Annotated in this window: 12 protein-coding genes and 1 pseudogene; 10 read left to right on the forward strand and 3 right to left on the reverse strand. The window is 48.8% G+C overall.

What is annotated here, in order from left to right:
• Nucleotides 1-178: 178 nt before the first annotated feature.
• On the forward strand, nt 179-688 hold the full coding sequence (locus ACR6HW_RS17395) for a hypothetical protein (RefSeq protein WP_455728942.1): 510 nt from the start codon (nt 179-181) through the stop codon (nt 686-688).
• Between the two features lie 247 nt (nt 689-935).
• On the opposite strand, the gene ACR6HW_RS17400 is transcribed toward ACR6HW_RS17395, so the two are convergent.
• Nucleotides 936-1,100: a transposase gene (locus tag ACR6HW_RS17400; RefSeq protein WP_455728943.1), complete on the reverse strand. Its 165-nt coding sequence runs from the start codon at nt 1,098-1,100 to the stop codon at nt 936-938.
• A 755-nt stretch (nt 1,101-1,855) separates the two neighbouring features.
• On the opposite strand from ACR6HW_RS17400, the gene ACR6HW_RS17405 reads away from it, so the two are divergent.
• Both ACR6HW_RS17405 and ACR6HW_RS17410 read left to right on the forward strand, forming a co-directional pair.
• Nucleotides 1,856-2,350, forward strand: coding sequence for a hypothetical protein (locus ACR6HW_RS17405; RefSeq protein WP_455728944.1), 495 nt, complete (start codon nt 1,856-1,858; stop codon nt 2,348-2,350).
• A gap of 379 nt (nt 2,351-2,729) precedes the next feature.
• Entirely contained in the window at nt 2,730-3,239 is a 510-nt protein-coding gene (locus ACR6HW_RS17410; RefSeq protein ID WP_455728945.1) for a hypothetical protein, read from the forward strand.
• 43 nt (nt 3,240-3,282) lie between these two features.
• Here the strand turns inward: ACR6HW_RS17410 and ACR6HW_RS17415 are convergent.
• A pseudogene (locus ACR6HW_RS17415) lies at nt 3,283-3,441 on the reverse strand (IS3 family transposase); the annotation flags it as partial.
• A 350-nt stretch (nt 3,442-3,791) separates the two neighbouring features.
• Here ACR6HW_RS17415 and ACR6HW_RS17420 point away from each other — a divergent pair.
• Complete coding sequence (locus ACR6HW_RS17420) at nt 3,792-4,463, forward strand: hypothetical protein (protein WP_455728946.1); 672 nt, start codon at nt 3,792-3,794, stop codon at nt 4,461-4,463.
• Nucleotides 4,464-4,523: 60 nt separating this feature from the next.
• Here the strand turns inward: ACR6HW_RS17420 and ACR6HW_RS17425 are convergent, their stop codons facing one another.
• Entirely contained in the window at nt 4,524-7,958 is a 3,435-nt protein-coding gene (locus tag ACR6HW_RS17425; RefSeq protein ID WP_455728947.1) for a pyruvate carboxylase, read from the reverse strand.
• Nucleotides 7,959-8,104: 146 nt separating this feature from the next.
• Between ACR6HW_RS17425 and ACR6HW_RS17430 the strand changes: the two genes are divergently transcribed.
• The 6 genes from ACR6HW_RS17430 to ACR6HW_RS17455 all read left to right on the forward strand — a co-directional run bounded on the left by ACR6HW_RS17430 (nt 8,105) and on the right by ACR6HW_RS17455 (nt 14,585).
• Nucleotides 8,105-9,400: a Na+/H+ antiporter family protein gene (locus ACR6HW_RS17430; RefSeq protein WP_455728948.1), complete on the forward strand. Its 1,296-nt coding sequence runs from the start codon at nt 8,105-8,107 to the stop codon at nt 9,398-9,400.
• 334 nt (nt 9,401-9,734) lie between these two features.
• The gene (locus tag ACR6HW_RS17435; RefSeq protein WP_455728949.1) at nt 9,735-10,691 is read left to right on the forward strand and encodes an ABC transporter permease; all 957 of its coding nucleotides are present in this window, start codon (nt 9,735-9,737) and stop codon (nt 10,689-10,691) included.
• The gene (locus tag ACR6HW_RS17440) at nt 10,681-11,478 is read left to right on the forward strand and encodes an ABC transporter permease (protein WP_455728950.1); all 798 of its coding nucleotides are present in this window, start codon (nt 10,681-10,683) and stop codon (nt 11,476-11,478) included. The genes ACR6HW_RS17435 and ACR6HW_RS17440 overlap by 11 nt, the downstream gene beginning before the upstream one ends.
• Complete coding sequence (locus ACR6HW_RS17445; protein ID WP_455728951.1) at nt 11,472-12,260, forward strand: ATP-binding cassette domain-containing protein; 789 nt, start codon at nt 11,472-11,474, stop codon at nt 12,258-12,260. Before ACR6HW_RS17440 ends, ACR6HW_RS17445 begins: the two co-directional genes overlap by 7 nt.
• Nucleotides 12,248-12,988, forward strand: coding sequence for an ATP-binding cassette domain-containing protein (locus ACR6HW_RS17450; protein ID WP_455728952.1), 741 nt, complete (start codon nt 12,248-12,250; stop codon nt 12,986-12,988). Before ACR6HW_RS17445 ends, ACR6HW_RS17450 begins: the two co-directional genes overlap by 13 nt.
• On the forward strand, nt 12,966-14,585 hold the full coding sequence (locus ACR6HW_RS17455; RefSeq protein ID WP_455728953.1) for an ABC transporter substrate-binding protein: 1,620 nt from the start codon (nt 12,966-12,968) through the stop codon (nt 14,583-14,585). The genes ACR6HW_RS17450 and ACR6HW_RS17455 overlap by 23 nt, the downstream gene beginning before the upstream one ends.
• Nucleotides 14,586-14,643: the final 58 nt, after the last annotated feature.

Consider the following 14,643-nt stretch of genomic DNA (forward strand, 5'->3'; position numbering starts at 1 on the left):
CCGGCGCCCTTTTTTAGAGCGCGTCTTTTACGTGTGAAAAAACATTTTAATCGGCGGTAAATTTATGCTATAATTAATTTAAGGTAACTTTACTTAATTACCAATTACATAAAGTGTGGGCTGTTTTGCCCGATTGGTGTATTCAATGGCTAAGTTTTACTGGAGAGGGGAGGAACTATTGTTTACTGTTAATGGTATGATTAACTTGGTGCTGTGCTTCGTTATCGGCATCCCTTTTTGGTTTCTGTTGACGCTTGTTCACGAAATGGGGCATGGCCTCGTCGCCGTCATCGGAGGCGGCAAACCGCAACTGTACCTGTATAGGGGGGATTTAAAATCGCATTTGAAAGAAGCGGATACGACGAAGAGAATCACAGTTTGTCACTACATTTACCCAAGAGGGCTATGTCATCCTAATTTTAATGGCATTCCCAATAAGGGGTTCTTATTTTGGGTGGCGTTCAATGCTGGTGGCGTCATAGCAGAACTACTTGTGATGGGTTTGGTGACACTGCTGGCTCTACGCTATTGGGGCTATTTGCCTGAAGTGGTGAAGCTCTTTTTAGCGCTGGGGGCTTCAGGTTGTGTAGCGGCATTGACGCCGCATAAAACTAGCGAGGGGCTCGATTCCGACGGAAAAACTTTAATGGCCTTGTTTCAAAGACGTTTTAGCAAATCAAATGGATAAATTTTAAAAGGACGTCGCCATATAGGGTGATATCCTTTTAACGTTGTTCCCGATACCTTCTAAAAATTAGCCTGAATTATTCATGACCCTATGATATTACCAAAGGTCGAGCTGATTTAAGTTTTAGTGCTTCATAATGCTTATCATAGAAAAAGTTTTCCTATTTATCATCCAAAAGTGGGTAGACTTGTCCTGTAGACAGTACTTTTCTCGATGTTCAGATTTCAAAGTTCATCAGCTACGTTTATTACAACTGTGGAAGTCGACGAATGTTCTCAAGAATTTCATAGAACTCATTCTTGTATTGACAACTGCTACACAGTTTGAAATGAATATATCTTGCTGCTTTAACAATCTTCGATGCGATTTTAAGCAGCTTCAATCGAATAGTATCTATCAGCATCTTCTTCATGCTTTCAGATAATACCAATCGTTTAAAGCAATTAAATAGATTGTATGCTAGGCATTGAGCAATAGATGATTTGCATTAACTACTTTCTTGGTACAAGAACTCATCATAACAGACCACATAATCTATCATGTTATCCTTTTCAGCTTCAGCTATTTCAAATGTTTTGCGTGAGCATACAGTGTTTTGCTGTCTTTTAAGCGTATGGCATAGAATACACCATTGGTTTCTAAAAGTCTAGTGTTGTAAAACCACTGTCTCCACGGAGGAACAGATGGTCATCTGGATACTTTGAAAAGTATTCATCCAATAAAGGTTGCATGAATTCGACAACTCCTGTCGAACTATAGGCGGTACCCTGGGCTAATGCCACTAAACAAATTTGAGAAGACGGTGCATTAGAAAGGAATCAAAATTTAGAAAAATATATTAATCTAAAAACACTATTTACAAAGTATTAAGATGGTGGTATTATTGGTTAAATGTAACCTAAATAAATTACTAAAAGTTTTTTATAAAAAAATACATATGATTCGTTGAATAGTTCTATATATAAACAATAAAAGTTAGTGAACTTCACCATAGTGTACTCTATCGTTGAGACTTAACAATGCTAGATTTTCGTATCTGTGAAAGATAAATATCGATGACAATTCTGGCTAGTGTTGAGACAATACAATCTTAATGAGACTGAGAAGATGGATGGCTCTTCATTTGCGAACTAGAACAGTGGCTTTGTATAAAATAAGGGGGCGTTGATGTCTGTGTTCAATAGATTACTGGATATTGTTTTTTTATATATTGTGAGCATCCCATTTGTGTTTATTTTGGTTCTTATTCATGAAATAGGGCATGCGGTAGTCGTGCTAATTGGTGGCGGAAAGCCTCAAATATTTTTGTATAGAGGGCGTTTCAAAGCTTGCCCAAGAAGTGAAAAATCCAACAAAAAAATTACGATTTGCAACTTCATCTATCCAGGAGGTCGTTGTGAACATAATTTTAAAAACTTCTCAGAAAAAAGCTTGTTTTTTTGGCTCGCATTTTGTGCCGCAGGTGCTATTGCACAACTAATTGTGATGGGAGTGGTAGGGGGATTATCCATTTGGTATTGGGGATACTTACCGAATCTAATCAAACTCTTTTTGGGTATTGGTAGTCTCGGTGTTGTATCTTCTTTGATACCACATCGAATTTTAGACTCAGATAGTGATGGGAAACTGATACTGGATTTGATTCAAAGAACTCTTAGATAAAAAAATTACAGATAAAGAAACGGGCTAAAATGAGCAAAAATGAAGTTATGGCAGTTTTGAAATGACAAAAATAGGCGATGCAGATGCATCACCATTTGGGGGTACATCTTCTAAATGGCGGCAGTGGTAGCCCTGGGTGTAGTGGGTGCACTCCGCCTCTTCGTCAAGTAGCGACAATATTTTGATTTAACGTGTTTAAATGTAACGGAAACTCAAATGGTAGTTAATAACTAAAAAGTACTCTTAATAAGGGTTCTTTGAATAACCAATTGTACTAAAGCGTTTATTTAAATCACATTGATATCTAGATGGAAGAATGATGGAAAACACATATTAGACATGGTGAAAAGTAAAACCCAAAGGTAGATTGGAGCAAAAAATGGCGTATGATAAAATTAGTATTATTAATATGGTTTTGTGTTATATTGTATCAATCCCTTTTTGGATTTTATTTACACTGGTTTATGAGATGGCACATGCTGGAATGGCTTTAATTGGTGGTGGAAATCCAAGAATATATCTATTCAAAGGTTGTTTAAAAAATTATCTAGATGATGTAAATCTAGAAAAAAGGGTTATTGTATCACATTATGTTTACCCTTCTAGCTATTGTCAACCAAACTTTCAGTCGAATTTTAATAAGAGTACTGTATTTGATGTTGCATATTATGTGAGTGGCATTGTAGGAGTGGTAATTGTAATGGGAAGTACAGCCTTAGTATCTTTTTGGTATTGGGGGTATCTACCGGAAATTGTGAAACTCTTTCTTAGTGTAGGAGGAGTTAAGCTAATACTAGCTTTAATTCCTCGGCAGACTAAAGAAGGTGTCGATACAGATGGGAACAATTTATTAAAGTTGTTTCGCCAAAACTTTAAGAAAAAACTTTGAAGGCTATGTGTTCTGAAAATAAAGCTGGAATGTCAACACTTTGTTAGACAGTTTTATTAAGATGTAAAAATGTGTAATCTACTGGCATCATGTAGCCCAGCGATGCATGTAACCAATGATTGTTATACCAGTAAACATACTCGAATAATTCGATTTTCAAATGATTAATTGAATCAAAAGCTTCTTGATAAATAAATTCTTTTTGAAAGTTTTGAAGGTCGCTTCTGTAACTGCATTATCATAAAGGCATTCTTTTTGACTTAATGAACGCTTGATTGACGCAAACGCCTCATAAAGGAGACGGACATCCTTGTTAGGATCAACGCTGAACCCGACTATTTCCCGATTAAAAAGATCCTGCATCAGACAAACATAATTCCATTTTCCATTGACGCGAGCGTACTTTAATTATCGACTACAACTTCAAGATTATCACGTCCATTATAATCCTCCCCACACAAATTGTTAAATTAAAAATAAATTTTAGAACACCTTAAAAAAGGGTAACTACCAAAGTACAACAACTGTTGATACAGAAAAGGTGGTGACTAAATGCCCTACACATTTAAAGAAGTTGAGCGCGAGGCGTTGACGCGCGTTTTGGCATTGCAGGAAGAAGTTTACGAAGCGTTGCCGGACCGGACGGTGTTCGTCAGAGATACCGAAGAGGAAATGAGAAAGGGCCTGTCAGAAGGCGGCATCGTACTGGGCGTATGGACGTCAGAGGGCGAACTGGCAGGCTACCGATATGTCAGCTATCCCGGAAGGCATGTGCGCAATCTGGGGTACGACTTGGGATTTGAGGGGGCAAAACTGGAAGATGCCCTTCAACTGGAATCCACCGTCATTGCACCGGCGCATAGAGGGCAGGGGCTGCAGAAGGCGACATTTGAAATGCTCGTTAAATCGCATCTCATCCGCCGGCCGTCGTGTTTTGTGTGTACCATAGCGCCTAAGAACATTGGGAGCCTTAAAAACATGATGCGGGCGGGGCTCGTCATCAAAGCACTTAAGCACAAGTATGCCAGTGAGACAGCGCCGGAAGGGGTCTTGCGCTTTATTTTGTACGGCGACGTTCCGCTGAAAGCTGTTCCCAAAGCGGATGACCGAGTCGTTTGGGTGCCGCTAGAAGCGACAGAGCAGCATATGAAGCAGCTGCACAAAGGCCTAGCCGGTGTTTATTGGTCGGATAAAGGCCCGAAAATCGGATACCGTTCTTTATAAGAAGTAAAAAGCCGACAAGTGTCAAAGGACTTGTTGGCTTTTTCAATGGAACGGCGCGTGTTAAACCGTTTGTTCAAATGTGATGAGGCATTCGCCGTTTTCAACCAGTTGGCCTTCTTTGACGTGGACGGCAGCCACAGTGCCCGAGAGCTTTGCGACGACGTCGGTCTCCATTTTCATGGCTTCAACCACGAGGAGCTGGGTGCCCTCCATCACGGCATCGCCGGCTTTCACAAGGCATTTTACCACTTTCCCCGGTATAGAGGCGCCCACTTCAAAGGGGTTATCGGGATCGGCAAAATGTTTTTCTGCGGCTTTTCGAGCCGAAGAGGCATAGGTGGTGTCTTGAATAAAGATGTCTCGACGGTTGCCGTTCACTTCAAAAGTCAGGCGGACGTCGCCGTCCGGGCGGCGCTTGCCGATTTCCACCAATTTGATGACGAGCTTGTTGCCGGTGGCCACTGGGACTTCACAGACCTCGCCTTCGTACATGCCGTGGAAGAAGACGTCGGACCCCATTTCAGAGAAGTCGCCTCGTGTGAGACAGTTGTCCAGATACGCTTCGTAAACTTTAGGGTAGAGGGCAAAACTCAGCGCTTCAGCTGTAGAAAACGGCCGTCCGTACTTGACTTCCAGCGTTTTGGAAATAGCGTCGAGGTCTTCGTCGGGGAGCGTTTCGCCGGGCCGTCCGGTAATCGGCGTTGCACCTTTTAAGACGATGCGCTGGAGAGCTTCCGGAAAACCGCCGTCCGGTTGTCCCATCATGCCGCTGAAGTAGGCGACTACAGAATCCGGAAAAGCCAAATCGGCGCCTTTTTCTAGGAGATTTTCAGGGGTGAGATCGTTTTGCACCATAAAAATCGCCATGTCGCCCACAGCTTTTGACGACGGCGTGACCTTTACAATATCGCCGAACAGGACGTTGACCTGTTTGAACATCTCTTTGACGTCATCGAATCGGTGACCGAGGCCAAAGCTCTCCACTTGTGGCTTGAGGTTGGAATACTGACCGCCCGGTATCTCATAGCGGTAAATTTCCGCTGAAGTGGTCTTGAGGTCCGATTCGAACTCGGCGTATACCGGCCGCACTGCTTGCCAGTAGTTGCTGATTTTCTGTAGGTTGCCGAGGTTGAGCCCCGTGTCGCGTTCGGTGCGTTCAAGGGCGGCGACGACGGCGTTGAGAGACGGCTGGGCCGTTAAGCCCGACAGGCTGGCGACGGCAGTATCCACCACGTCGACACCGGCTTCTGCCGCCATGAGAATCGTCGCGACGCCGTTGCCGGTGGTATCGTGTGTGTGGAGGTGGATGGGCATGTCCACATGCGCCTTGAGTGCTTTTACGAGTTTAAAGGCGGCGTAGGGTTTCAACAGCGCCGACATGTCCTTGATGGCCAGTATATGGGCGCCGGTCTTTTCAAGTTGCTTGGCTTTTTCGACGTAGTAGTTCAAAGCGTATTTGTCGCGGGTTTCGTCTAAAATATCCCCTGTATAGCACAGACAGGCTTCGGCGATTTTACCGGTGGCCAAAACCTCTTCAATGGCAACCGTCATGCCCTTTTCCCAGTTGAGGGCGTCAAAGACCCTAAAGACGTCGATGCCCTTTGCCGCCGCCTCTCGAATAAAGCTTTTGACGACGTTGTCCGGATAGTTTTTATACCCGACGGCGTTGGCGCCGCGTATGAGCATTTGAAGCAGGACGTTGGGCACGCGTTTTCGAATCGCCGAGAGACGGTCCCAAGGGGATTCGTTTAAGAAGCGGTAGGCGACGTCAAAAGTAGCGCCGCCCCACATTTCCATGGAAAACAGCTCTGGTGCCAGTGCCGCCGTGGCTCCTGCAATGCGCTTCATATCCACGGTGCGCATGCGGGTGGCAAGAAGCGATTGCTGGGCGTCGCGCATGGTGGTGTCGGTAATGAGCAGCCGATTTTCAGACTTGAGCCAGTGGGCGACCCCTGCTGGGCCCAGTTCGTCGAGCAGCGCTTTGGTGCCGTGTGCCGTCGGGGCAAACGCAGGCACAGGTGGGATGTCGAACTCTTTTTTAACCCCTTTGGTGCTGTTGACGACGATGTCGCCGATGTACGCGAGGACTTTGGCTTCCACATCGGGCTCTGGGGCAATTTGAAGCAACTCCGGATGTGAAGCGATAAACCCCGTGTCGCAGTGGCCTTCGTGGAACGTCGGGTGATTGAGGACGTTGAGTAAAAAAGCGATGTTGGTTTTAACCCCTGTGATTTTCATTTCACTTAAAGCGCGGTGGGATTTTCTGATGGCATCTTGCCAACTTCGGCCGTGTGCGGTGACTTTCACGAGCAAGCTGTCGTAGTAGGGGCTGATGACGGCGCCGGTGAAGCCGTTGCCGCCGTCGAGGCGAACGCCGAAGCCCGAACCGGAGCGGTAGACGTCGATGCGCCCTGTATCCGGTGCAAATTGGTTGTTCGGATCTTCCGTGGTGACGCGGCACTGAATGGCAAAGCCCCTTGGGACGACGTCGGCCTGTGTTTTGATGCCGATGCAGTCGTCGCCAAGTGCCGCCCCTTCGGCGATGAGCAACTGGCTTTGAACGATGTCGATGCCGGTGGTCATTTCTGTAACCGTGTGCTCCACCTGTATGCGAGGATTCATCTCAATAAAGTAGTGGGCGCCGCTGCCGTCGACGAGGAATTCGCAGGTGCCTGCACTTCGGTAGCGCACTTTTTCGGCAATTTTTAGGGCGTCTGAGCAAATGGTTGACCGCTGTTCTGCCGTCAGTGTAAACGCCGGCGTGTACTCGACGACCTTTTGGTGGCGGCGCTGAATAGAGCAGTCGCGTTCGTAGAGGTGGACGAGGTTGCCGTAGGTATCGCCCAGCACCTGCACTTCAATATGTTTCGGGCTGTCGAGGTATTTTTCAACAAAAACGTCTTTCACGCCGAAAGCTTTGAGCGCTTCATTTTGAGCGGCGATAAAGGCGCCGGCCAGTTTGTCAGGGGATTCGACGATGCGCATACCGCGACCACCGCCGCCGGCAGAGGCCTTGAGGATAACCGGATAGCCGCAGACTTCAGCGGCTGAACGGGCTTCGTCGGCAGTTGTCACCGGTGCCTGAGTGCCGGGAATCACCGGCACGCCCACGGACATGGCGACGTGTTTGGATTTGATTTTATCGCCCAGTGCAGTCATCATTTCGTGTGTCGGTCCGATAAAGGCGATACCCGCTTCTTCACATTTGCGTGCAAAAGTCGGGCTCTCCGATAGGAAACCGTAGCCGGGATGGATGGCGTCGACGCCTTTTTTTAGAGCGAGGTGAATAATCTCGTCTGCATTTAGATAGGCTTCAACGGGAGATTGACCTTTCCCGACCAAGTACGATTCATCGGCTTTGGTGCGAAAAAGGGCGTTTTTGTCTTGTTCTGAGTAGATGGCAACAGTACGCATGCCCAGTTCATGACACGCGCGAAAAATTCGTATGGCGATTTCACCTCTGTTGGCCACCAATACGCGTTTAAAACGTTTCATAGTTTGCCTCCAAAATTTTTTTATAACTACTTTACCACAAATGTTAAGAAGATGTCACCCTTTTGTTTATAAAATTCTTTAAAAACATTGACAAATATTAAACAACTGTAATATAATACTCGAAAACCCTAAAGGGGAGGGACTCTATGAATCCAGTTATTTTGTCAGTTATTGTTATGACACTTTTGTGCCTGTTTAAAGTAAATGTCCTCATAGCGCTGCTGGTGGCGGCGCTGGTTGCAGGCGTTGTGGCGGGGATGCCACTTGGGGATACAATGAATGTGCTCATTGACGGTATGGGGGGCAATGCCAACACGGCGCTCAGCTATATTTTACTCGGGGCTTTGGCCGCTGCGCTCCACCAAACCGGCATTGCGAAAATCTTGTGTCACCACTTGACGCGCATCATCAAGGGGCGTGCCACATGGCTCATCTTGTTACTTGCCGGCGTCGCCTGTTTGTCTCAAAACGCAATTCCGGTACATATTGCCTTTATTCCGATTCTCATTCCACCGCTCCTTGCGACGATGAATGAGCTGCACATTGATAGGCGCGCAGTGGCTTCGGCACTGACCTTTGGCCTCAAGATGCCGTATATCGCCATTCCGGCGGGGTTCGGTCTGATCTTCCAAGGCATTATCGCCGATGAGATGACCGCCAACGGCATGACGGTCGACGCCGCAAATGTCTGGAAGTCTTTGTGGATTCCCGGCGTCGCCATGATTGTAGGGCTTCTCTTCGCCGTCTTCGTGTCTTACAGGAAGCCGAGAACCTACGAAACCGTCGAGGTAGCGGCAGAAGTGGCTGAAGATGAGTTGAAAATGAAGCGCAAGCACTGGGTGGCGCTCGTGGGTGCACTCTGCGCATTAATCGTACAAGTTTCGCCGATTAAATCGTTGCACATCGGCGCGTTACTCGGTCTCGGCATTATGATTCTCGGCGGTGCGCTACCGTTAAAGCGCCTCGATGAAATGGTTCAGGACGGTATTAAAATGATGGGCTTTGTCGCCTTTGTTATGTTGGTAGCTGCCGGTTACGGCGCAGTTATCCGAGCGACCGGCGGTGTGGAGAGCCTCGTTGCCGGCACGGCGGATTGGCTTGGCGGCAGCCGGCTGATGGGGGCTACTGTGATGATTTTACTGGGGCTATTAATCACCATGGGCATCGGAACGTCATTCGGCACCATTCCAATTATAGCGGCGATTTACGTGCCACTTGCAGCGGCACTGGGCTTTAGCGTCGAGGCGACGATACTGTTGATTGGTACAGCGGCGGCACTGGGAGATGCGGGATCGCCTGCGTCGGACAGTACGCTGGGGCCGACGGCCGGTCTCAACGCCGACGGTCAGCACGACCACATTTGGGACACCTGTGTACCGACGTTCTTACATTATAATATCCCACTGATTCTTTTCGGCATTGCCGGCGCGATGCTGTTGTAAGAGGAGAGAAGACACCGTTTTTCAAACGGTGTCTTTTTACGACAACAGTTGATGCGCCAAAAGCGTATGAAATGTTTTGTTCAAATAAGGTAAAATATGGCCTGCCAAAAAGGCCCGTTGTGTGTGAAATGGCCGATTGTGCAAACAGAGTGTAAAACGACCAAAAGGAGTCGACGACCAAACGGGCTCTTGTGGTCTTTTTGGAGTGGTTAGGTGTAGAGGAGTTTGTTATATTATTGTTTGTATATGCGAATTGCGCGTATTTTTTTAGACAAAGGGTTAGTTTAAGCTAACCGCTGTCTGATCGACTTTACATTTTAAAGGAGGGGATTTTGTGACGAGAAGGCAAAGGCGCTTGCCAAGTTATCTCATTGAAGTGGCCGTTACCTTAGTGGTCGTCACCTTTCTCTCATTTCTGCTCATGCGTTTGGCGCCTATTGATCCGGCGACAGCGTACGCGCGACGGCTGAACCCCAACGCGTCGCCGACGTACATTGAGAGCGTTAGAGAAGAAATGGGACTGGACAAACCGCTGTTGGTACAATATGGGCTCTGGGTGGGCCGCGCCTTTCAATTGGACTTCGGCGAGTCCTTGGTAACGGGAGACAGCGCCCTTTACAAGGTCTTGGCCGTCTTGCCGACGACGTTGGCCGTGGTATCGCTCTCAGCTGTTTTTCAAGCGATAGGTACGGTGTTCGTCGGGAGCGTGCGCTATTTTTTAAGAGATTCTATAGGAGAGCGCATCGTCGACGCGCTGTGTATCGTCGTCATATCGATACCGATTTTTTACTTGGCTTCTTCTTGGATCGACGTCTTTGCAGTGAAGATGGGGGTGATGGCGGTGGCGGGCAACGCAGGCGTCCTCAAGTATTTTCCGGCGGCACTTTGTATGTCGGTATACGGCAGTGCGTTTTACGGCAAACTCTTGTCCAAAGACATCAGCCATCAGATGCAGGAAGACTACGCCTTTTACGCCCGTTGCAGAGGCCTTAAAGAAGGGTACATTCTCCTGCATCACGCGTTGCCTAAAGCGGTGATGGGGCTGATTCCGAGTTTTCTTCAATCGATAGGTCTCAGTTTTACTGCAGCTGCCATTGTCGAACGCATCTTCTCGTTGCCGGGCATTGGCAACATCGTTATCGAAGGCGTTTTAAACAGGGATTCGCCGGTGGTACACGTGTCGATTCTCTTTATGGCACTGGCACTGGTCATCTGTAACATTTTATCGGATTTGATTCGGACAGCTCTAGTGACCACCGGCAAAAGAAAGGTGGCACTCAATGAGACCTAAGAAACGGTTTTTTCAACTCATCATACCGATAATGATTATTGTTTTCTTCGCCGTCGGGTTTCTGTTTGCACCCCATAATCCGGCCACGACGAATCTTATGCACAAGCTGGAAGAGCCGAGTGCAGACTACCCCTTGGGGACAGATGCGTTAGGGCGGTGCGTGTTGTCTCGCTTGCTGTACGCCGGTAAAACCACGCTGGGGATCGTGCTCATTGGCTCTGTTGTCGTTTTTTTCGTCGGTACGTTTCTCGGCCTGTTGCTCGGCGGTGGGTCGGCGGGGCACAACCCCATTGTCGACGGTTTTCTCAACGCGGTGACGGCTTTGCCACCGGTGGCGTATTTAATTGTCTTTATCGGCGCATGGGGCAACGGCATTACCACGGTAATGATTGCCGTCGTCGGCTCTTTGGTACTCCGGTTGATCAAACTGGTTAAAGCAAAAACGGAACTGGAGATGGAAAAGGCTTATGTGCGCTGCGCAATCTGCAGTGGGGCATCGACGCCTAAAGTGCTGTTCCGGCATATTTTGCCGAACATCGTCCTGAGCATTGTCCACTTTATCATCTTGTCGTGTGCCGACATGGTCGCTGTCATCTCTGCTTTTTCTTTTATCGGATTGGGACTGGGAGACAACGCCATCGACTGGGGGCGCATGATTGTCTCGGCGCGGTCGGTGATGTTGACGCGTCCTGCACTGATGCTGATGCCGGTGGCCTGTGTCTTTGTCTCGGCACTGTGCTTTAATCTCATGGGACAAGCGCTGGAAGAAGAGGTGGCCGCATGTTGACAATTCAGCAACTGGAAGTCAGCGCTAAAAAGGGCAAAAAACTGCTCAACGGCGTGGACATCGATATTCCCTTTGGGGGCGTTGTGGGACTTACCGGCGCCAGTGGTGCCGGTAAGACGACGTTGATTAAAAGTGTGATGGGCATGCTCGACAGAGGCTGTGGCGTAACCGCCGGCGCCGTCGTTTTGGATGAGGCGAACCTTACGGCACTTGACGACAGGCAGCGTAGAGCACTGTGTGGCACGACGCTGGGGTACATACCGCAAAACCCCATGACGGCCTTTGACGACCGCGTGACGGTGGGCAAGCAAATGGCGGAGACGTTTCGGTTAAAGCTCGGCGACGACAAGTCGTCGGCCTATAAGCGTGCGGCCTCTTGCTTAGAAGCGGTCAACTTAAAAGACACTCGGCGCGTGTTGCATGCAAAGCCCGGTGAGTTGTCCGGCGGCATGTTGCAGCGCGTGTGCGTTGCGCTGATTGTCGGGTTAAAGCCGCGGTATGTTTTGGCAGATGAACCCACGGCAGCTCTGGATGCCGACAATGTGGCGGAGTTGCTCAAACTGCTCAAACGACAGACGGCGCATTCGGGCATTCTGTTTATTTCACACGATGTGGAGGCGTTGACGACACTTTGTGAAACGGTCTACGTTCTCGACGGCGGTGCAGTTGTAGAGACCGGCGATATGGAAACACTGCTTACTCAACCGCGCCACTTGTGGACAAAGGCTTTTTCGCAGGCACATTCCAAATTTGAAAAGGAGGCATGGACATGGAAGGGATAGCAATTCAGGACGCCGTTGTGCGTTACCCGCTAGATAAAAAGTCTCATTTTACAGCGCTTGACGGCGTCACAATGACGTGGGAAAAAGGCAGCTGTGTCGCAGTGGTGGGCGAAAGCGGTTCCGGAAAGAGTACCATGGCCCGCCTTTTGCTCGGCTTGGAGCGACCGCATAGCGGAAGCGTCGTCGTCGACGGCGAAGACGCCGGCAATTGGTCGTCTCGGCGATGGTTGCGCGAACGCCGCCGAATACAAGGGGTCTTTCAAGACGCCTCCGGCACGCTGAATCCGGCGCTGTCGGTGTATAGAAATTTAGAAGAGGGGTTGCGCAACCTCACTGACCTCGACAAAGTTGCACGACGCGAGCGCATCTTGACGCTCATGACGGCGACTGGCATGTCACACGACTTACTTAAAGTGCCGACGCGTCGACTTTCAGGTGGAGAACAACGCCGACTGTCGCTGCTGAGGGCTCTGGTGGTGCAGCCGGATTACCTCGTCCTCGACGAAGTCACCAGTGGGCTTGATCTCATATCGAAAAACGCGGTGCTCGACGTTCTGGAGGCGTACAACAGCGCTTACGGCTGCGCGTATTTGTTTATTACACACGATCGATGCAGTGCCTACCGCATTGCCGATCGCCTATTGGAAGTGAAACAGGGGAAAATATATAGAGAAGGCTTTAAAGAGCCGGAAAGGATACCGTTATATGAAAAGATCGCGAATTTTTAAAGGGATAACTGTGGCACTGTGTCTTTCACTGGTGCTGATTTCTGCTGTCGCCTGCGGCAAGCAGTCTGAGGCTGAAACTGAAGAACCGGTACAAGCGGCAGGAGAGCATACGTTGACGATGGCCATTGGCGGCGAACTGACAAATTTCTACCCGATTAATATGAACTCAGAGAACGCACCGGTCAACCGACAAGTGTACGAGTCTCTGCTCGATTACGACAACGGTGAAATCAAGCCGGGTCTCGTGCGGGAATGGTCATTTGACGAGACGGGTACCGAGCTGACCTTTAAACTGCAAGAAGGCGTCACCTTCCACGACGGTACGGCGTTTAATGCAGAAACGTGCAAGCAAAATCTCGAATACTACAAAGCGGGGCCTAACGGCGGCTTTTTGAAGGGGTACACGGCAATTGAATCCATCGACATCGTCGATGAACTCACACTGGTTATCCACTACCCGAACGCCTACTACGCGTACCTGTACAGCTTCACTGAACCGGATGTCTACACGATGGTGTCTCCGGCGGTTATCGAAGCGGGGAACTACGATTCGATGAAGGGTGTCGTAGGGACGGGACCGTATAAGTTTGACGAACGGGTTCAGGGCGAGTACACCCGCCTCGTTCGCAACGATGCCTATTGGGGCGAAAAACCTCAATTTGATGCCATTGTGGCAAAGTATATCCCGGAGGCCTCTTCTCGATTACAAGCGCTTCAAACCGGTGAAATCGATATGATTTACGGCGGTTTCCTCTTGTCTTGGGAAGACTACAAACAGGCGCTTACGCTGCCGAATGTAAAAGGGCAAGTGAGTGACGTCGGTTCGAGAACGCGAAATATGGTGCTTAACGCGTCTTCTGAGAAACTGGGCGATTTAAAAGTGCGCGAGGCCATTGCCTACGCTGTCAACAAAGAAGAATTGGCAGCTGGGCTTACAGACGGCAACGAGAGCGTCGCGGAGACGTTGTTTGCAGAAGGCGTACCGTTTACGGATGTTCAAACGGCCGTTAAACGCTCTTATGACCTAGAAAAGGCAAATGCGCTTCTCGACGAAGCGGGCTGGATGCTTGACGACAAGACGGGTATTAGAGAGAAGGACGGTGTACCGCTTGAGCTCTCGATGATTTTTGAACAGGAGGTCGCGCTGAACCCGGGGATTGCAACGGTACTGAAAAGCCAGTTGGCGCAGTGCGGCATCGATGTGCAAATCAACGGCATGGAGCAAATGCAGTGGTGGCAAGCCTCAGTAGAGGGCAATTTTGACCTCTGCCTGTGGTATGTCCCGTTGCCTCAAGAGTCGCCATACGGTTACTTCAATCCGATTTTAGACGAACAAGTGGCCGCTGCCGCATCGACACGCGGGTTGCCGGACGGCGATGCGTTTAGAGAAGCCATTCGCAAGACGACGGTGACAGACGATCCGGCGGAAATCGAAGAACTGATGACGCTTTTAATCAACTACAGCAACGACAACGTTATCGACATTCCGTTGACTTACTCGAGAGATATGATTGTGTTTAAAAACGACCGCTTTGAAAGCTACGATTTTTACGGCATACCGCGTTACTTTGAGGCGTCTGGACTTAAGATGAAGTAATACAGAGGGCCGGCGCGACATCGGCTAGTGGGTGTCGCGAAGGGCCTTGTGACTAAGC

The organism is Fusibacter sp. JL298sf-3, assembly GCF_053842995.1.